12 protein-coding genes and 3 pseudogenes are annotated in these 19221 nt (G+C 67.7%); 11 read left to right on the top strand and 4 right to left on the bottom strand.

Annotated features, from left to right (window positions below; genetic code table 11):
• The first annotated feature begins 8 nt into the window (after positions 1–8).
• From pstB to phoR, 4 genes and pseudogenes are all read left to right on the top strand, one after another.
• Positions 9–792: pseudogene (gene pstB / locus LRS03_RS07260) on the top strand (phosphate ABC transporter ATP-binding protein PstB).
• Between the two features lie 24 nt (positions 793–816).
• The gene (phoU, locus tag LRS03_RS07255; protein ID WP_257824699.1) at positions 817–1524 is read left to right on the top strand and encodes a phosphate signaling complex protein PhoU; all 708 of its coding nucleotides are present in this window, start codon (positions 817–819) and stop codon (positions 1522–1524) included.
• A 13-nt stretch (positions 1525–1537) separates the two neighbouring features.
• Complete coding sequence (phoB, locus tag LRS03_RS07250) at positions 1538–2239, top strand: phosphate regulon transcriptional regulator PhoB (RefSeq protein ID WP_257824698.1); 702 nt, start codon at positions 1538–1540, stop codon at positions 2237–2239.
• A 5-nt stretch (positions 2240–2244) separates the two neighbouring features.
• A pseudogene (gene phoR, locus LRS03_RS07245) lies at positions 2245–3631 on the top strand (phosphate regulon sensor histidine kinase PhoR).
• On the opposite strand, the gene LRS03_RS07240 reads toward phoR, so the two are convergent.
• The 4 genes from LRS03_RS07240 to trxA all read right to left on the bottom strand — a co-directional run bounded on the left by LRS03_RS07240 (position 3628) and on the right by trxA (position 7608).
• Positions 3628–5304 carry a hypothetical protein gene (locus LRS03_RS07240; RefSeq protein WP_257824697.1) on the bottom strand — a complete coding sequence of 559 codons (1677 nt, stop codon included), beginning with the start codon at positions 5302–5304 and terminating at the stop codon, positions 3628–3630. The pseudogene phoR and the gene LRS03_RS07240 overlap by 4 nt on opposite strands.
• A gap of 134 nt (positions 5305–5438) precedes the next feature.
• Complete coding sequence (locus LRS03_RS07235; RefSeq protein ID WP_085751606.1) at positions 5439–5693, bottom strand: type B 50S ribosomal protein L31; 255 nt, start codon at positions 5691–5693, stop codon at positions 5439–5441.
• A gap of 91 nt (positions 5694–5784) precedes the next feature.
• The gene (rho, locus tag LRS03_RS07230) at positions 5785–7047 is read right to left on the bottom strand and encodes a transcription termination factor Rho (protein WP_257824696.1); all 1263 of its coding nucleotides are present in this window, start codon (positions 7045–7047) and stop codon (positions 5785–5787) included.
• Between the two features lie 231 nt (positions 7048–7278).
• Entirely contained in the window at positions 7279–7608 is a 330-nt protein-coding gene (gene trxA, locus LRS03_RS07225) for a thioredoxin TrxA (RefSeq protein ID WP_201813348.1), read from the bottom strand.
• 164 nt (positions 7609–7772) lie between these two features.
• Here trxA and LRS03_RS07220 point away from each other — a divergent pair, with 164 nt between their 5' ends.
• From LRS03_RS07220 to LRS03_RS07190, 7 genes and pseudogenes are all read left to right on the top strand, one after another.
• Positions 7773–9749 (top strand): PD-(D/E)XK nuclease family protein, encoded by a 1977-nt coding sequence (locus tag LRS03_RS07220; RefSeq protein ID WP_257824695.1) that lies wholly within the window; start codon positions 7773–7775, stop codon positions 9747–9749.
• Complete coding sequence (locus LRS03_RS07215) at positions 9646–10257, top strand: RecB family exonuclease (RefSeq protein WP_257824694.1); 612 nt, start codon at positions 9646–9648, stop codon at positions 10255–10257. Before LRS03_RS07220 ends, LRS03_RS07215 begins: the two co-directional genes overlap by 104 nt.
• Entirely contained in the window at positions 10254–13463 is a 3210-nt protein-coding gene (locus LRS03_RS07210; RefSeq protein WP_257824693.1) for a UvrD-helicase domain-containing protein, read from the top strand. Before LRS03_RS07215 ends, LRS03_RS07210 begins: the two co-directional genes overlap by 4 nt.
• A 139-nt stretch (positions 13464–13602) precedes the next feature.
• Positions 13603–15447 carry an HDOD domain-containing protein gene (locus LRS03_RS07205; RefSeq protein WP_257824692.1) on the top strand — a complete coding sequence of 615 codons (1845 nt, stop codon included), beginning with the start codon at positions 13603–13605 and terminating at the stop codon, positions 15445–15447.
• Between the two features lie 8 nt (positions 15448–15455).
• Positions 15456–17861: a serine/threonine protein kinase gene (locus tag LRS03_RS07200; RefSeq protein WP_257824691.1), complete on the top strand. Its 2406-nt coding sequence runs from the start codon at positions 15456–15458 to the stop codon at positions 17859–17861.
• Between the two features lie 190 nt (positions 17862–18051).
• Positions 18052–18600, top strand: a pseudogene (locus LRS03_RS07195) (ABC transporter substrate-binding protein); the annotation flags it as partial.
• A 70-nt stretch (positions 18601–18670) separates the two neighbouring features.
• Positions 18671–19207 carry an ABC transporter substrate-binding protein gene (locus LRS03_RS07190; RefSeq protein WP_308296400.1) on the top strand — a complete coding sequence of 179 codons (537 nt, stop codon included), beginning with the start codon at positions 18671–18673 and terminating at the stop codon, positions 19205–19207.
• The last annotated feature ends 14 nt before the right edge of the window (positions 19208–19221 follow it).

Here is a 19221-nt window from a genome sequence, read left to right as displayed (position 1 = left end):
GGCTCCCCATGGACACCAAAGTCGACGGCCTCGTGACCGAAAAACCCAAGCTCTCGGTTCGCGATCTCAACTTCTACTACGGCGCGTTCCACGCGCTCAAGCGCATCAACCTCGACATCCCGGAAAAGAAGGTCACGGCCTTCATCGGCCCGTCGGGCTGCGGGAAATCGACCCTGCTGCGCACGTTCAACCGCATGTTCGGCTCTATCCCGAACAGCGCGCAGAAGGCGAGATCATCATCGACGGGGAGAACATCCTCACCTCCAAGCACGACGTGTCGCTGGTCCGGGCCAAGATCGGCATGGTCTTCCAGAAGCCCACGCCGTTCCCGATGTCGATCTACGACAACATCGCCTTCGGCGTGCGCCTCTTCGAGAACCTGCCGCGCGTCGAGATGGACGAGCGCGTCGAATGGGCGTTGAAAAAGGCGGCCTTGTGGAACGAAGTGCGCGACAAGCTCGACCAGAGCGGCTCGGGCCTGTCGGGCGGCCAGCAGCAACGTCTGTGCATCGCCCGCGGCATTGCGATCAAGCCGGAAGTGCTGCTGCTTGACGAACCCTGCTCGGCGCTTGACCCGATCTCCACCGGCAAGATCGAAGAGTTGATCCACGAACTGAAAAGCGACTACACCGTCGTGATCGTGACCCACAACATGCAGCAGGCGGCGCGTTGCTCCGACTACACCGCCTACATGTACCTGGGTGACCTGATCGAATTCGGGCCCACGTCCGGATCTTCATGAAGCCGAAGAAGAAAGACACCGAGGACTACATCACCGGCCGTTTCGGCTGATGATTCAAAGGCGAGGACGAAGCGATGAGCGAAAAACATCTCTCGACACAGTTCGATAGCGAACTCAGCGGCATTTCGAACCGTGTGCTCGAAATGGGCGGTCTGGTCGAGTCCCAGGTGGCGCAATCGGTCTATGCGCTGACGAATTTCAGCGGCGACGTCGCGACCGACGTGCTCCGCAACGAAGAGCGCGTGAATGCGATGGAAGTCGAGATCGACCGCGATCTGTCGACGATCATCGCGCGCCGGCAGCCGACGGCGCGCGACCTGCGCCTGCTGATCGCGATCTCGAAGACGATTGCCAACCTCGAGCGCGTGGGTGACGAGGCGGCGCGTATCGCCCGCACGGTGCAGCGGCTCATCAACACGGGGGTGTCCAGCCGCCTGCGCCTGCCGGTCAACGACCTGGCCTACGAGGCTGAACTCGCGATTGCCCAGCTGCGTAAGGCGCTCGACGCGTTTGCCCGGCTCGACACCGCCAAGGCGGTCGAGGTGCTCAAGCAGGACGATCAGATCGACCAGGAATTCGACGGCCTGTTGCGCAAGCTCATCACCTACATGATGGAAGACCCGCGCACCATTTCCGCCAGCATCGACCTCGTCTTCGTGGCCAAGGCCATCGAGCGGGTGGGGGATCACGCCAAGAACCTCGCCGAGGTCATCATCTACATCGTCAAGGGGACCGACGTGCGGCACAACCCGGTCGAGACCGTAGAGTCGATGGTCAAGTGAGCGGAGCACAAGCATGAGCCAAGTTCTGGTGGTGGAGGACGAGTCGGCGATCGCCGAGCTGATGTCCATCAACCTGCGCCACGCGGGCTATGAGGTCGTGATCGCGGTAACGGCCGACGAGGCGCAGCAGCAGGTCGATCGGGTGCTGCCCGACCTCGTCGTTCTGGATTGGATGCTGCCGGGCCAGTCGGGCCTGCAGCTGGCCAAACGCTGGCGCTCGCAGCCGCGCACGCGCGACCTGCCGATCATCATGCTCACCGCGCGTGCCGAAGAGGCCGACAAGATCTCCGGCCTCGATGCCGGGGCCGACGACTACCTCACGAAGCCGTTCTCGACGCACGAGCTGATGGCGCGCATCCGCGCGGTGCTGCGCCGCAAGGCGCCCGAGGCGCTCGACTCTGCAGTGGAGATCGGCCGCCTGAAGCTCGACCCGGCGACGCGGCGTGTGTCGCGTGACGGACAAGAGGTGCGTCTCGGCCCGACCGAGTTCCGCCTGCTGCATTTCTTCATGACGCACCCTGAGCGCGTGCACAGCCGCTCGCAGCTCCTCGATCGTGTGTGGGGTGATCATGTCTTCATCGAAGAGCGCACGGTCGACGTGCATGTGAAGCGCCTGCGTGAAGCTCTCACGCCGGTGCAATGCGCGCACATGATCGAAACCGTCCGCGGCGCTGGCTATCGGCTGACGCAGCAGGTGCAGACGCTGTCTGCGTGATACCCGTGGACTGGTTGCTGACGAGGCTCCTGATCGCGGTGATTGCCGTGGCCTTGGGCGGCTTTGTCGGCTACCTGGCCGGCCATGCCGCACATGGCCCCGTGGTGGGCGCCGTGATTGGCAGCGCCATTGGCGCCTGCCTCGTGGTCCTGGCCGACACGCTGCGCGGATACCGGCTCTCGCGCTGGCTCAGTGGCAGCCAGGAAGGCCAGGCCCCGCGCGACACCGGTTTCTGGGGCGAGATCGGCTACCGGGTGGAGCGCTCCATCCGCCTGCGCGAGAAAAGCATGCAGACCGAGCAGACGCGCCTTGCGCAGTTCATCTCGGCCATGGAAGCCTCGCCCAACGGCGTGCTGCTGCTCGACGAGGCCGACCAGATCACCTGGTGCAACGCCATGGCGGCGAACCACTTCGGCCTCGACCCCGAGCGCGACAAGCGCCAGCGTGTGACCAACCTCGTGCGTGCCCCCGTGTTCGTGGCGCACCTGCAGGCTGGGCAGTATGGCGAAACCCTGCTGATCCCCGACCCACGCGGCCGTGGGACCTTGTCGGTGCTGGTGCGAAGCTACGGCGAAGGGCTCAAGCTCGTGCTGTCGCAAGACGTCACCGAGCGTGAGCGCTCCGAGGCGATGCGGCGCGACTTCGTGGCCAACGTGTCGCACGAGATCCGTACGCCGCTCACGGTGCTCGCGGGTTTCATCGAGACGATGGGCAACCTGCCGCTGACCGAAGTCGAGCGCCGCCGGGTGCTCACGCTGATGTCGCAGCAAACCCAGCGCATGCAGACGCTGGTGAGCGACCTGCTCACGCTGGCTCAACTCGAAGGTGGCCCGCGGCCGCCAATCGACCGCTGGGTGCCGGTGGGCAAGCTGCTCGGGCAGGCGCATGCCGATGCGGCGTCGCTGTCGATGGGGCGCCACCAGTTCATCGTCTCGGAAGACGTCGACGCGCAGATCGCCGGCCTGGAAAGCGAGCTGATGAGTGCTGTCGGCAATCTCGTGACGAATGCCGTGCGTTACACGCCTGAAGGCGGGCGCATCTCGGTGATGTGGAAGCGGCGCGACGATGGCTCCGGCGAAATCACGGTGAGCGACACTGGCATCGGCGTGTCGCGCGAACACATTCCCCGTCTGACCGAGCGCTTCTATCGGGTCGACGGCAGCCGTTCGCGTGAGACCGGCGGCACGGGGCTCGGCCTGTCCATCGTCAAGCACGTCGTGCAGCGGCACGGTGGCGGATCTCGATGTGCAGAGCGAACTCGGCAAGGGGTCGAGCTTCAGTTTGGTGTTCCCGGCGGCGCGTGTGCGGGTGCCGGAGCCCACGGTGTCGGTGGACGGCAAGGCTGTGGTCAAGCAGACCGCGCCGGCCGGAGACGAAAAGGTGGCGCGTTAACGCCCTGGCGTCTCGGCGCTGCTGCGGCGGTACACGGCGATGACCTCGTCCTTGTCCACTGGCCTGCGTTCCCGTGCGACCAGCAACCAACCCGCAGGTGCGGGTGCACGCCGGTTGACGGTCTCAGGCAGCAGCAGGAATTCGCAGCGCGTGGCGTCACCGGGCATCTTGCCTTCGACGCGGTAGTCGCCGAAGTATTCCAGCGCCGCGAGTTGCGCCCGCGACATGCCGGGTGCAGCGATGCACGCATCGCGCGGCACATGCTGACTGATGCGCACGATGAGCGGGCGGTAGCTGCGGGCGTAGTCGAAGAGCGGCAGGCCGAGCGACATCACGAGCATCCAGCACACCGCCACGCCGCTGGCCGGCAGCACCATGCTCTTCCACAAAGGGTGGCGATTGCGCCCGGTTCGCCACTGCACGAGCCACAGCCAGGCGAGGGTGCCCAGCACCGCGACCGTGAGCGCGATGGCGGAGAACTTGGGTGTGAAACCGGGGGCGAGCTTCATCACGTTGGCCGCGGGTTTGGCCGGGAAGCCGGTGTAGACCGAGGCGTAGATGACCCAGATCGCGATCACCCAGATGGTGAAGAAGAACACCGAGAACCAGTCGATCGCGGCGGAGGTGCCGCGGTGCAGCGTCGGCAACGCGAAGGACGCGAGGACTGCCAGCGGCGGCAGCATCAGCATCAGCGCCCGATCCGACCCGCCCATGGCGACGCAGGCCACCAGGCTGACCAGCGCACTGCCCAGCGGCACGGCGATGTGCCGGTGCAGCAGATGTGCGCGCCAGCGCCAGAGCGTCCATAGCGCCAGCGGCCAGGCCGGCCAGGTGAACCATGCCAGGAGGCGGATGAGGCTGAAAAACTGGCCACCGTCGGCATAACCCTGCAGCCGCCAGCCCCAGGCCTGCAGCGAGAGGGCGACGAGGGCGGCGAGCGCAGCCGAGAGCACGATCCAGCGCGTGAAACGACGTGCAGGTTCATAGCTCGAATACCAGCAGGCCACCGCCCCGGCCCCGGCCAGCATCATGGCGATGCTCGGGGCACCGCTGGCCGCCAGCGCCGGCAGCGCGATGAGCGCGGCCACGCGGCTCTGCCAGGGTCTGAACGGGCAGGCGGCCAACGCGTAGAGGAAGAGGGCGACGCTTGCGAGCTGGGCCAGCTCCGGCGTGGTCTCGTGCCCCAGTTGCAGCAGTCCGAGGCTTGCGATCAGGGCGAGCAAGGCGCCATCGGCAATCGCGCGGGCGTAGTCAACCGGGCTCGCCTCGCCGCCGAATGCAAATGGAATCGGCTGAGCGGCATCGGTGCGCGCGAGGTGGTAGGTGCTGTACCAGGTCCAGACGAAGGCGAGCCCGAGCAGGATGGCGAAGGGCACCCGGGCAGCCAGTTCCGGAGCGACCAGTCCACCCGACAGTTTGATGAACAACGCGCCCAGCCAATAGGGCAGCAGTGCGGCGTCTGCAGGCAGGCCGCCGACCATGGGCGTGAGCCAGGGGGTGTGGCCCTGCGCGATGTTGAACATGTAGCCGAACGCGGAGATGTCGGCGCTTTTCCAAGGGTCCCGCCCGAAAACCCCCGGCAGCAGGTAGGCGGCGCATAGCAGGATCAGGGCCACCCGCGGGAGGCGGCTGGCGGCACGTTCGGTGACGAGGGCGGGCTTGGGGGTGTTCAAGCTTGAGGTGTTAGGCGTGGCGTCGGCAGACAGACGGCGATGATGCAGCAAGTTCGGCGCGTGGCCGTCGGCACTGCGCGCGGGGAAACAAAAAAGGCAGCCGAGGCTGCCTTTCCGTGTGGACCTTGCGGTGCTTACTTCTTGAGGTGCGCAAACTTGTTGCGGAACTTCTCGACGCGGCCGCCGAGGGAGTCGACGCTCTTTTGCGTGCCGGTGTAGAAGGGGTGCGATTCGCTGGTCGTTTCGAGCTTGAACAGCGGCACTTCACGGCCGTCGTCGAGCTTGATGGTTTCCTTGGTCTGAGCGCACGAGCGCGTCACGAACTTGAAACCGTTGGACAGGTCGACGAAGCAGACGTCGCGGTAGTTGGGGTGAATGCCTTCTTTCATGGGGAGCCTCTTCGCGTAAAGGTCGGGAGCCACACCGAACCGTTCGGCGCACTTTCCGGATGGCGGAAAACCCGCGATTATGCCACGCGGCTTAGCCGCCGCGTCGCATCATGTCGAAGAAATCGAGGTTGTTCTTCGTGGATTTCATCTTGTCGAGGATGAATTCCATCGCCTCGATCTCATCCATCGGATAGAGCAACTTGCGCAGGATCCAGGTCTTTTGAAGGATCTCGGGCTTGAGCAGCAGCTCCTCGCGCCGCGTGCCGCTCTTGTTCAGGAGGATCGACGGGTAGACCCGCTTTTCGGCCATGCGGCGATCCAGGTGGATTTCGCAGTTGCCGGTGCCCTTGAACTCTTCGTAGATGACTTCGTCCATGCGGCTGCCGGTGTCGACCAGCGCAGTGCCGATGATGGTCAGCGAGCCGCCTTCCTCGATGTTGCGCGCGGCACCGAAGAAGCGCTTCGGGCGCTGCAGCGCGTTGGCGTCGACACCACCGGTCAACACCTTGCCGGAGGAGGGCAGCACGTTGTTGTACGCGCGAGCGAGGCGGGTGATCGAGTCGAGCAGGATCACCACGTCCTTCTTCATTTCGACCAGGCGCTTGGCGCGCTCGATCACCATCTCGGCGACTTGCACGTGGCGGGCGGCGGGCTCGTCGAAGGTCGAGCTGATGACTTCGCCGCGCACGGTGCGCTGCATTTCGGTCACTTCTTCCGGGCGCTCGTCGACGAGCAGCACGATGAGGTAGACGTCGGGGTGGTTGGCGACGATGGCATGCGCCAAGTGCTGCATCATCACCGTCTTTCCGCTCTTGGGAGGCGCGACCAGCAGAGCGCGCTGGCCTTTGCCCAGCGGTGCGATGAGGTCGATGATGCGGCTGGTGATGTTCTCGTCGCCCTTGATGTCACGCTCGAGCTTGAACGCCTCTTTCGGGAAGAGCGGCGTCAGATTCTCGAACATGATCTTGTGTTTGCTCTCCTCAGGCGTCAGGCCGTTCACGCGGTCGACCTTCACCAGCGCGAAGTAGCGCTCGCCGTCCTTGGGCACGCGCACTTCGCCTTCGATCATGTCGCCGGTGTGCAGGTTGAAGCGGCGGATCTGGCTGGGCGAGAGGTAGATGTCGTCGGTCGACGCCATGTAGCTCGTGTCGGGCGCGCGCAGGAAGCCGAAGCCGTCGGGCAGCACTTCGAGGACACCGTCGCCGAACACTTGCTCGCCGGCCTTGGCGCGCTTCTTCATGATCGCGAACATCAGCTCCTGCTTGCGCATGCGCGAGACGTTCTCGATCTCCAGCTCTTCGCCCATCTTGATGAGCGCGGAGACGTGGAGGGCTTTCAGTTCGGAGAGGTGCATGGGCGATGACCCTGGGTGAGAACGCCGATTGGCTGCAGGCTGGCGTTGCGCCTGGCACATTGCAGGCTACCGCAATGGAAACGCTCGAAATGCGCGTTACAGGAACGCCGCAGGAACTTGGAGTTGGGGGCCGAACCGACGCGCCATAGCGGGCGTGGTGGCGGGAGTCTTCAGGCGGTGACGCGGGACCGGCTTAGAAACCAGCGAACCCGCGCCAACGCGATAGCGGAATTATAGATGACCGTCGAGGAACGCCGTCAACTGGGCTTTCGACAACGCGCCCACCTTGGTTGCGGCCAACTGGCCACCCTTGAAGAGCATCAGCGTCGGGATGCCGCGGATGCCGAACTTGGCAGGCACGTCGCGGTTCTCGTCGACGTTCATCTTTGCGATTTGCAAGCGACCGTCGTAATCCTTGGAGACTTCGTCGAGAATCGGCGCGATCATTTTGCAAGGGCCGCACCATTCAGCCCAATAGTCAACCAGCACCGGCTTGCTCGACTGAAGCACGTCGCTCTCGAACGATGCATCGGTGGTGTGTTTGATCAGTTCACTGCTCATTGTCCTGTCCTCGTCTGGGGCCGCTTGTGGCAAGCGGCAAGGCGGAATGATTCTGACACAAACCCCCTTTTGCCTCCCTGTGGCGCGGTCTCGGCTTTTTTATGACAGCGATAGTCCGGCAGGCTCTTGAAACGGGGGCCGGCTGGACCGACATCGCGGCGCGCGTGAGGCAGTGGGCCTATGCGCGCGGACTGGCCTTGCACACGGTGGTGGTGCTGGTGCCCTTCGCCCAGCAGCTGCCTCCGGCTCGCAAAGCCTTTGCGCAGCTGGGGGGCTGGCAGCCACGGATCGAAACGACGCGCACGCTGGCCGCATCACTCGGGCCAGCACCGCGCAGCGCCGAGGGCCAAATCAGCTTCGACGCCGCGACCGATCGCCTGCATGCCGCGCGCCTGCTGCGCGGACAATCGTGGGTGTCGCGCGACCCGCTTGCCTTCGATGACGCGGTGGCCGCGGTGGTGACGACCGCGCATGCCTTGCTCAAGGCCGCGGCTGCGGTCGAACCTGCGGCGCGTGCCGCTCATTGGCAGCGTGGGCGCGAGTTGTTGGCTACGGTCGCCGGCGTCGGCGCTATCGAACGCGGGCTCGCGCGAGTAGCGCTTGAATGGGCGGCAGCGGCGCCGACGCCGATCACCGATGCACTGTTCGACTGCCGCTTCGCATGGGTGGTGATTCAGTCTGGGGGAGAGGATCCACTGGCCCAGCGCGTGATGGCAGCGATGCCCGAGGACGTGCCGTGTCTGGTGCTCGACGCCGACGCCAGGGTGCACGACGCCCTTGCACCGTGGTTGTCGATGGCCTCTTGCGAAGGGTTCGAGCACGAGGCTTTGTGTGCGGCCGCGCAGGTGCTGGACCATGTCCGTCGCGGCGATGCGCCGGTGGCGCTGGTCGCACAGGATCGTCTGCTGATGCGTCGGGTGCGCGCACTGCTGGAGCGCCACGGTGTGGCCGTGCAGGACGAGACCGGCTGGAAGCTCTCGACCACCCGTGCCGCGGCCCAGGTGATGGCCTTGTTGCGTGCGGCCGCACCGCAGGCGTCGACCGATCTGCTGCTCGATTGGCTCAAGACCACCGCCTGGCCGCGAGCCACCGTGGCGCAGATCGAAGCCGTGTGCCGCAGGGAAGGGTGGACTCAGATCACCTCGCTCGACGCCGATCGATTGCGCGGCGCGGCGATGCCCCTCTGGCTGGACGCCATGGGGTTGTTGCAGACCTTCTCGGCTTCGCGCCGCCTGGCCCTGTCCGAGTGGCTGCGCCTCCTGCGTGACGGGCTGAACGTGAGTGGCGTGCTGAGCCCCATGCTGGCGGACGACGCTGGCTTGCAGGTCCTGCAGACCCTCCACATCGAAGACCCTTCCGCCTGGTCGTCGCAAGCCGCTCAGACAACCATGGCGCTGCACGACTTCAGCGCCTGGGTCGATGCCGCACTGGAAGATGCCTCCTTCATTCCGGAAGCCGCGCCCGAGGCAAGCGTGGTCGTCACGCCGCTCGCGCGTCTGATGCTGCGGCCGTTCGCGGCGGTGGTGTTTCCCGGTGCCGACGACCATCACTTGGGGGTCGATGCCGGCCCGCACCCGTTGCTCAACGAGGCGCAGGCGATGGCGCTGGGCGTGCCCACCGCGCGCCAGCGCCGCCAGGCGGAAGCCCTGGCGTTTGCGCATGCGGTGTGCCGCGCGCCGGTGAGCTTCTTCTATCGCCATGCCGATGGGGCGGAGCCGCTGGCACCGAGCCCGCTGCTGGAGCAGCTCGGGCTGCGCCTGGCTGCAGCGGGCCGCACATGGGATCGATGGGTCGATCCGCGCCCCGCCGTGCAGCTCGCGCCCACGCCGGTGACGATGCCGGCGCCGTCGGCCGCAGCGTTGCTGCCGGCGCGCCTGTCGGCGAGCGCGTGTGAGGCGCTGCGGGCGTGCCCGTACCGGTTCCATGCGCTGTACCTCCTGCGCGCGCGCGAGGCCGAGGAGCTGGACGACGAAGTCGAGCAGCGCGACTACGGCAACTGGCTGCACGACGTGCTGTTGAAATTCCACACGCAGCGCGGTGAGGCCGGCGTCTGCCGAGCAGGAAGCCGCACGCCTGCTCGCCATCGCGCAAGAGGAAAAGGCTCAAAAGGCGCTGGACGACGCCGACTTCCTCCCGTTTGAGGCCGGCTTCATCGACCTCGTGCCGCGCTACATCGCCTGGCTGCACGAACGCGACGCGCAAGGCGCGCGCTTCTGGCAAGGCGAGCAGGAGCGCGAGATCGCGCCGCCCGAGTGGGAGGGGATCCGCCTCTACGGCCGCATCGACCGCATGGACCACCTGCCAGGCCCCGCGCTCGAACTGATCGACTACAAGACCGGCAGCGCCACAGGCCTGCGTGACAAGCTGCGCCAGCCGCTGGAAGACACGCAGCTCGCGTTCTACGCGGCGCTCGTGCAACCCGAGGCCGATCGCCCGATCCAGGCCAGCTACCTCGCGCTCGGTCGCAAGATCGAGTCGCTGCCGCACCCAGGTGTGGAAGACAGCGCCGCCGCGCTCGTCGCCGGCGTCGGCGCCGATCTCGCGCGCATCCGCCGCGGCGCCGGACTGCCGGCCCTGGGCGAAGCGCCGACCTGTGACTTCTGCGAAGCGCGCGGCCTGTGCCGCCGCGACCATTGGAGCGGAGGATGAACACCCCGGCCTATCGCGCCGACGGCCGCCTCATCGAACGCGAGGCCTTCTACGCCATTGCCTGCGACCCGCAGCGCAGCGTGGTGGTCGAAGCCTGCGCCGGCGCCGGCAAGACCTGGATGCTGGTGTCGCGCATCCTGCGGGCGCTGCTCGATGGCGCGCGGCCGCAGGAGATCCTCGCCATCACCTTCACCCGCAAGGCGGCGGGCGAGATGCGCGAGCGCCTGCACGAATGGCTGCGCGATTTTTCGGCCCATGCGATGGACGACGCGGGCCGTGTGCAGCAACTGCAACTGCGCGGGCTCGATGCCGCCCAGGCCCGCACGCTAGCCCCCGCGCTCGGCCGCCTGCACGAGACGCTGCTGGCCGACGGGCGCAGCGTCGAGATCCGCACCTTTCACGCGTGGTTCTCGCAGCTACTGCGTGCGGCGCCGCGCGAGCTGCTGGTCGAGCTGGGCCTCGCACCCGGCATGACGCTGATGGAAGAGCTGGACGACCACCGTGCCGCCGTCTTCCGTCGTTTCCACGGCGCCGTGGCGGGCGACCCCGCCTTGCGCGCCGACCACGCGGCCCTGGTGCAGCGGCGTGGGCGCGACCAGCTGCGCAAGTGGCTGGAGGCCGCGCTCGACAAGCGTGTCGAGCTGGAACTGGCCGATGCCGCGGGCGTGCTCGACACCAGCATGCCGCCCCCGGACTGCGACGGCCACCCCTGCGATGCGCTCGACAGCGCCGCCTGGCGCGACCGTTTGCGCGAGCTGGCGCTGGCGCTGGGGCAGGGCGGCGCCAAGGCGCAGACCGCCGCCAACGGCGTGGTGGATGCGCTGGCGCTGACCGACGCCCAGGCCATGTTCCAGGGGCTGCGCAAGGCGCTTTTCACCGACAAGGGCACGCCACGCAAGCTCGGCGACCTGCCGTCGATGACGGCGGTGTGCGCCGAACTCGACGCCCTGCTCGGGCAGGTCCAGCAACTCGAGGCCCACCAGGAGCACCTGCAGTTGGTGCGGCTTGCGCGTGGGCTGCTGCGCGAACTGAGCGACTACAAGCGCACCCGCGGCCTGGCCGACATGGCCGACCTCGAACGGTGTGCGCTGGCGCTGCTGCGCGATGCGAGCCTCGCGGGCTGGGTGCAGGAGCGGCTGGACATGCGCATCCGCCACGTGCTGATCGACGAGTTCCAGGACACGAGCCCGCTGCAGTGGCATGCCTTGCACAGCTGGCTGTCGGCGTACGCGGGGGCCGGTGGCGGTGCAAGCGGGCAGCGGCCGCCGGGGGTCTTCATCGTCGGCGACCCCAAGCAGAGCATCTACCGCTTCCGTCGCGCGGAGCCACGCGTCTTCGGTGCGGCGCGCGAGTTCGTGACTGTCGGCCTGCACGGCCACTGGCTCGCCTGCGACCACACCCGGCGCAACGCCCCCGAGGTGCTGGCGGCGGTGAACCAGGTGTTCGAGCAGGCCGAGCGCCTGCAGCAATACGAGGGCTTCCGCCCCCACACGACCGAGCTGCAGGCGCTGCCGGCGGCGGGCGTCTACGCATTGCCGCCGGTCCTGCGCGTGAAACCTGTCAAGGGCCTGCCCGCGCAGCCGTCGCTGTGGCGTGACAGCCTGAGCGTGCCGCGCCACGAGCCCGAAACGCTGCTGCGCGAGCAGGAAGCCCGGCACGTCGCGCATGCGATCCAGGAGTTGCTGAACGGTGGCCATGCGAGCCCGGGCGAGGTCTTCGTGCTGTGCCGCAAGCGCGCGTCGCTGCGGCTGGTCGCGCGTGAGTTGCAGGCCTTGCACCTGCCGCACGCGGCGGCCGAAGACCACGCCCTGATGGACGCCGCCGAGGTGCGCGACCTGGTCGCCGTGCTCGACGTGCTGGCGTCGCCCGAGCACCGCCTGTCGCTCGCGCACGCGCTGCGCAGTCCCGTGTTCGGCGCGAGCGACGACGAGCTGGTGCAGCTCGCCCTGGCCGCGCGTGACCACGGCGGCGACTGGTGGGTCGCCTTGGCGCAGTCGCAAAGCCCGGCGCTTGCCCGCGCCGCGCGCCTGCTGGCGTCGTGGCACGAGGCCACCGGCCGCCTGCCGCCGCACGACCTGCTGGACCGCATCGTTTTCGAGGGCGACGTGCGCGAGCGTGTGGCCGCGGTGGTGCCTCCTGAGCAGCGTCTGGCGGCGCTGAACGCGATCGACGCGCTGCTGGCCCAGGCGCTGTCGCTCGACGGCGCGCGCTACGCCACGCCCTACAACTTCGTGCGTGCCCTGAAGCGCCGCCTGCTCAAGGCCGCTGCACCCGTGCAGCCCGATGCGGTGCAGCTGTTGACGGTGCACGGCGCCAAGGGCCTCGAGGCAAAAGTGGTGTTCGTGATGGACGCGCAGCCCGAAGCCGCCAAGCCCGACACCGCCACGCTGCTCGTCGACTGGCCGGTCGAGGCCGACCGTCCGCGGCGCTGCGCCTTCCTCTATTCCGAAGCCCAATGCCCGCCTTCGCTGCGCGAGCTGATGGCCGAGGAGTTGAAGGCCCGCGAACGCGAAGAACTCAACGGCCTTTATGTCGCGATGACACGTGCCCGCGAGCGGCTGGTATTCAGCCGCACCGAGCCGCATCTGGCGGGGGCGTCGTGGTGGGCGCTTGTGGAGGCCCTGGCCCAGCCGTGGCAACCGGCCGCACCGACGCGGGCAGCCGGCGGCGAAGCGCCGACGATCCGCCTGCGGGTGCTGCAGGCGGGTCCCCAGGCACCCCGAAGTGCAACGATGCCGCTGCGCTCGCCTGACACCAATGCCACGCGTCTCGGCAAGGCGGTGCATCGCGTGCTGGAATGGGCCACGGCAAAGTCTGCGGCAGTCGATCTGGCCGAGTTGGCCGACGCTGCCGCCGCCGAGTTCTCGGCCCCGGCGGGCGAGGTGGCCCGTATGGCCGGCACCATCTGGCGCAACCCGCAATGCCGGCGTTTCCTCGCCGGCCCCGGCCTGCTGTGGGCCGGCAACGAGGTGCCGATGGCCGATGCCGGCGAGGTGCTGCGGCTCGACCGTCTCGTCAAGCTCGACGACGGCGCCGGCCCCACCTGGTGGGTGCTCGACTACAAGCTCGCGCTGCAGCCCGGCGAGCAGGCCGAATACCGTGAACAAATGCAGCGCTACCGGCGTGCGGTGGCCGCGCTGGCGGCCGGCGAGCCGGTGCGCTGCGCGCTCGTCAACGGCCACGGCGACGTGATCGAAGTCACATGACGTGCGCCGTGCCGCCACGTTGACCGGGTGGGCCGGAATAGGGACCTCTTTTCGCGCCTGATCCGCGCATTGCGTCACGTCGGTGGGGGCTCCAATCCGACCAGGCGCGCCATTTGCGCGCAAGCTGTCATGCGCCTCCATGATTGAAACGGAACACGCTCCGCCGAAACCGAACCCGACCCGGGTGCTCGGTCGCTTCGAGCTGCGCCAATTGCTGGGCAAGAGCGACCGCACCATGGTCTGGCTGGTGCACGACCCGCGCTCGTCGCAGGAGCTGATGATCACGTTGCCGCGCGTGCAGCCCGCATCGGCCGCCGCGGCGGAACTCTGGCTCGCCGAGGCCAAGCATGCCGCGCGGCTGAACCACCCGAACCTTGCCCACGTCGTCGAGATCGGCGTGCAGGAACACTGGCCCTACATCGCCGTCGACCGCGCCCTTGGCGTGACGCTCGGCGAGCGCCTGGCCGCCAACCCCAAGCTCACCGCCGAAGACGCGGTGAGCTGGATCACGCAAGCCTTGGAGGGCCTGGCCTTCGCGCACGAAGCAAGCCTCGCGCATGGCGACCTGCAGCTGCACCAGCTGGTGATCAGCGAGCAGGGCACGGTGCGGGTGATGGCGCTGGCCGCCGGCCTGCCCATGGCGGTGCAGGCCGAACAGCTGGCCCACGACCGCGCGATGCCGCTCGACCCGAACCGCCTGCGCCAGTCTCGCGAAGCGGCGGTGCGCGACGTGCTCACGATGGGCCTGCTGCTGCACCATGTTCTGGCCGGCGCTCCCGCGCTCGAAGAGCCCGACACCGGCCGGGTCGTCGACCGCCTGCCTCCACAGGGGCGCGAGTTCGTGCGCCTGCCCTGGAGCACGCCGCAACCGATCCCCGAAGCGCTGCGTGCGATCGCCAACCGCGCGACCACGCACCAGGAGCGCCAGCGCTATCACAACGCCCGCACGCTGATCGCAGCGCTGAACGGCTGGGCCGAAACCGCCGCGCAGGAAAGCGGCGCGCTCGCGCTCCTGATCGACCGCCTGCGCACCGTGGGTCACCTGCCGGCAGCACCCGGCGTGGGTGCACGTGTGGCGCGGCTCGCGGTGGCCGAAGGGCAGCGCACCGACGAGATGGCCGCCAACATCCTGCAGGACATGGGTTTGTCCTTCGAGCTGCTGCGCACGGTGAACTCGGCCCAGGTGCAGGGCACGCAGATTTCCGGCAACGGCCCGGTGCTGACCTTGCGGCGCGCGATCGCGCTGGTCGGCCTGAAAGGCGTGCGGCAGGCGGCTGCTTCGCTGCGGCCGTGGCCCGGCCCGCTGGCCGAGGCGCACGCCACCACGATGCAGCGCCTGATGGATCGTGTGCGCCTGGCCGGCCATGCGGCGCAGGCCTTGCGGCCGGCTGGCTACGACCCCGAGGTCGTCTACCTGATTGCCACGCTGCAGAACCTCGGCCGCCTGATGGTCCATTACCACTTCCCCGACGAGGCGGCGCAGATCAGGGAGCTGATGAAGAGCGCGCCCGCCGCCGAGCCGGGCGAGCCCGAGCTGCCCGGCATGAGCGAGGAGGCCGCGGCCTTCGCGGTGCTCGGGGTCGACATCGAATCCCTCGGCGCCGCCGTCGCCAAGCACTGGGGCCTGCACGACGAAGTGCTGTACATGATCCGTCGCCTGCCGATCAACAAGCCGGTGCGTGTGGCCGACACCGACGCCGACATGCTGCGGGTGGCCGCCAGCGTGGCCAACGAAGCGGTCGACGCCGTCACTGAGAACCCGCCGCAACGCGTGGGCGCAGCCCTGCAGCAAGTGGCGCAGCGCTACGGCCGGGCCTTGTCGATCACGATCAAAGACCTCACCGAAGGGCTGCAGGCCGCCCGCAGCACCTTGCAACATGGGCCCACCGGCGTGGTGCCGCGCGCACCGCGCCGCGAGGAAGCCGAGCCGGGAGACCCCGGCACCACTGATTTCTCGGCGCTGCTTGCGTCGCGCAAACGCTGAACCTTCACATGCCTGCTGCCGCCGCCGCCGAGACCCTGGGCCGATTTGAGCTGCGCCGCCAGCTCGGCAAAGGCGCGCAAGCCACCGTGTGGCTGGCCTTCGACCCGCGCCTGGAGCGCGAGGTCGCCGTCAAGCTGATGCACCCCGGCGCCGATGCGGTGTCGGCCAGCCAGTGGCTGCAGGAAGCGCGCAGCGTGAGCCGCCTCAACCACCCGCACATCGTGCCGGTGTTCGAAGGCGACATGCACTTCCAGCAGCCCTATCTCGTCTTCGAGTACGTGCCAGGCCGCACCCTTTCCGCGCACCTGCGCGCACGCGGCGCGCTGCCGGCGCGCGAGGCGGTCGAGATGATGGCCGGCGTGCTCGACGCGCTGGAAGTGGCGCACCAGGCCGGCGTGGTGCACCGTGATCTGAAGCCGTCGAACATCCTCGTCGACGGGCAGGGGCGGGCGCGGGTGATGGACTTCGGCATTGCCGCCCGCATCCAGGACCCCTCGCACCAGCAACAGGTGGTGGGCACGCCGGGCTACATGTCGCCCGAGGCCACGCACGGCCTGAAGCCATCGCCTGGCATGGACGTTTTCTCTGCTGGCCTGATGCTGGCCGAGATGCTGTCGGGCCAGCAACTGATTGCCGAGCGCGACCCCTTCCGCGCGATGTACCGCGTGGCGCATGAAGACCTGGTGCTGCCCGAGAGCACGCCGGCCGACGTCGACGACCGGCTGCGCGCCATCGTGCTGCGCAGCCTGGCGCGCGACCCGGCCAAGCGCTTCGCACGGGCGGCCGAGTTTGCTGATGCGCTGCGCGAGTGGCTGACCCCGGCGCCCGGCGAAGCACCGGCGGCCAGCGGCAACGGCACGCTCGACTTCCTCTTGCGCCGCATGCGGCACAAGAGCGACTTCCCGGCCTTGTCGAACTCGGTCGGCGCGATCCAGCGGGTGGCGAACTCCGAAAACGAGCGGCTGTCGAGCCTCTCGGGCGAGATCCTGAAAGACGTGGCGCTGACCAACAAGCTGCTGCGCCTGGTCAACACCGCGAGCTTCCGCCACGCTGGCGGCGGCACGGTGAGCACGGTGTCGCGTGCGGTGGCGCTGGTCGGCTTTGCCGGCATCCGCAACATGGCGCTGAGTCTCGTGTTGCTGGAACACATGAACGACAAGGCACATGCGACGCAGCTGAAGGAAGAATTCCTGCGCTCGCTGATGGCCGGCTCGCTCGCCAACGAGCTGTGCGGTGCGCAGCGCGAGGGCGAAGAAGCCTTCATCGGCGCCATCTACCAGGGCCTTGGCCGCCTGTTGACCGAGTTCTATTTCCCCGAGGAAGCGCGCCAGGTGCGCGGCCTCGTCGCTGCGGCGGCCAAGAAGCCGTCGACGGGCGGGCGAACGTCCAACCCCGAAGAGGCGGCCTCGATCACCGTGCTCGGCCTGAGCTTCGAAGAGCTGGGCCTGGGCATCGCTCGCAGCTGGGGATTGCCCGAGAACCTGCAGCGAAGCATGCGCCGCCCCGCCATCGAACCGCCGGCGCGTGCCTGCGACAAATCGGAACGCGTGCAATGGATCGCCACCGTGGCCAACGACCTCACCGACGCCTTGCTGAAGGCCGAACCCGGCCAGGCCAGTGCGGCGATCGCCGCGGTGGCCGAACGCTACGGCAAGGTCCTGGGCATGAGCGTGCGTGACGTGCAGGCCGCCTCGGTGACCGCACAGCAGCGGCTGGTGGAGCTCGCGCAGGCGATGCACCTTCAAGCGCAGCCCGGCTCGCCGATGCGCCGCCTGCTCGAACAGCCCGGCAACGGCACCGCTGCGGCTATCGAGCACGACAGCCTGACCGAGCATGCATTGCAGGCGACCATCCCCGTCCAAGCGGCACAGGTGCCGTTCGACCACCAGGCCGCGATCAACATGCTGGCCGCCGGCATCCAGGACATCACCAACACGATGGTCGAGGACTTCAAGCTCAACGAGGTGTTGCGCATGATCCTCGAGACCATGCTGCGCGCGCTGGGCTTCCGGCGCGTCGTCTTCTGCCTGCGTGACCCGAAGTGCGACGCGCTCACCGGCCGCTTCGGCCTCGGCGAAGGCGTGGAGCAGGTGGCCGCGAAGTTCAAGGTGCCGCTGAAGATGCCGGCCGGTGCGCCGATCGATCTCTTCGGCGCGGTGTGCCTGAAGGGCGCCGACACCCTGATCGCGGATGCGACGCTGCCGCAGATCGCAGGCCGGCTTCCTGCCTGGTACAAGCAGGGCGTGAATGCGCCGGCCTTCCTGCTGCTGCCCTTGCTGATGAAGGGTTCACCATTTGCGCTGATCTATGCCGACAAGGCGAGGCCTGGGGCGATCGAGCTGGGTGAGAAGGAACTCTCGCTCTTGCGCACCTTGCGCAACCAGGCCGTGATGGCCTTCAAGCAGGCGAGCTGATCAGCGCTGCCCGGCCAGTGTGTCGGGCTTCACGAATGGGTGGTACTGCGGCGGGGGCGCGATGCTAACGCTTGTGATACCTGTCACGCTAGTGACTTGACTCTCGCGCAACAAGGGACTGACCCTCTTGTATGAACTTGTTTCGCGATGGCACGATCGTGCTGTCTAGTTCCAAACAAAGGCACACAACATGGCAAATCAGCAATGGACCCGCCGTCATGCACTTCGCGCTGTCGCTTCAGCCAGCGCGTTGGCATCCACGCCCCTGTGGGCGCAAGACAAGGAGGCGGCGGCCAGCTCCAATGAAATCCGCATCGGCCAGAGTGCCCACCTGACGGGCCCGCTGGCGCCGTCGTTCGTACCGGTGCTCAAAGGCCAGGACCTGGCCATCGAGGAAGTCAACCGCAAGGGCGGCATCAACGGCCGCCCGCTCAAGCTGATCTCGCTTGACGATGCATACGACGCGAAGAAGTGCGTCGAGAACGTCAACACCCTGATCGAGAAAGACAAGGTCATCGCGTTGTACGGTCTGGCCTCCACGCCCAACGTGGGCGCGGTGCTGCCCATCCTCGCCGAGAAGAAGATCCCGCTGGTGTGCGTGTACACCGGCTCGCCCGTGCTGCGCTTGAAGCATCATCCGTACTTCTTCACCACGATGGCGAGCTATCGCGACGAGGTGGCGCAGATGGTGCGCAACCTGGTCACGCTGCAGAAGTCGCAGATCGGCCTCGTGTACCAGAACGCGGCCTTCGGCCAGCTGATGAAGCCGGTGGTGGAAGAGGTGGCCAAGGAGCTTCGGTGCCACGCTCGTGGTGCAGGCCCCGCTGGAAGCCAACGGCAGCGATGCCGTGGCCTGCGCGCAGTCGCTGGCCGCCGCGCGCCCACAAGCGATCATCTTCATGGCCTTCGGCCCGTCAATGGTGCCGTTCGTGAAGGCGGCCCGGGCGCACGTGGGTGTGCCGATCTATGCCGTGTCGATCGCCAACTCGCCGCAGATCCTCAAGGCCCTGGGCGACGACGCGCGAGGCCTGGCCTTCACGCAGACCGTGCCGTACCCGTTCCGGCAGACCACCCCGCTGACGCGAGACCTCGCCGCCGCGCTGGCACGTGAGAAGCTGGAGCCGGCCTACGACTACATGTTCGGCTACCTGAACATGCGCGTCATGATCGAAGGCATCCGCCGCGGCGGCAAGCAGGTCACGTCGCAAAGCATCGTCAGGGGCATGGAGAGCATGACCAAGGTCGACCTCGGCGGCTACCCGGTGGCCTACGGCCCCAACAAGCACCACGGCTCGAACTTCGTCGAGATCACCATCGTCGGCCCGGGCGGCCGCTGGATGCGCTGATCACCGGCGGTTTC

The organism is Rhizobacter sp. J219, from assembly GCF_024700055.1.
Classification (GTDB): Bacteria; Pseudomonadota; Gammaproteobacteria; order Burkholderiales; family Burkholderiaceae_C; genus Rhizobacter.
The sequence above is the reverse complement of the archived record's forward strand: the minus strand, read 5'-3'. Positions and strand labels throughout refer to the sequence as shown.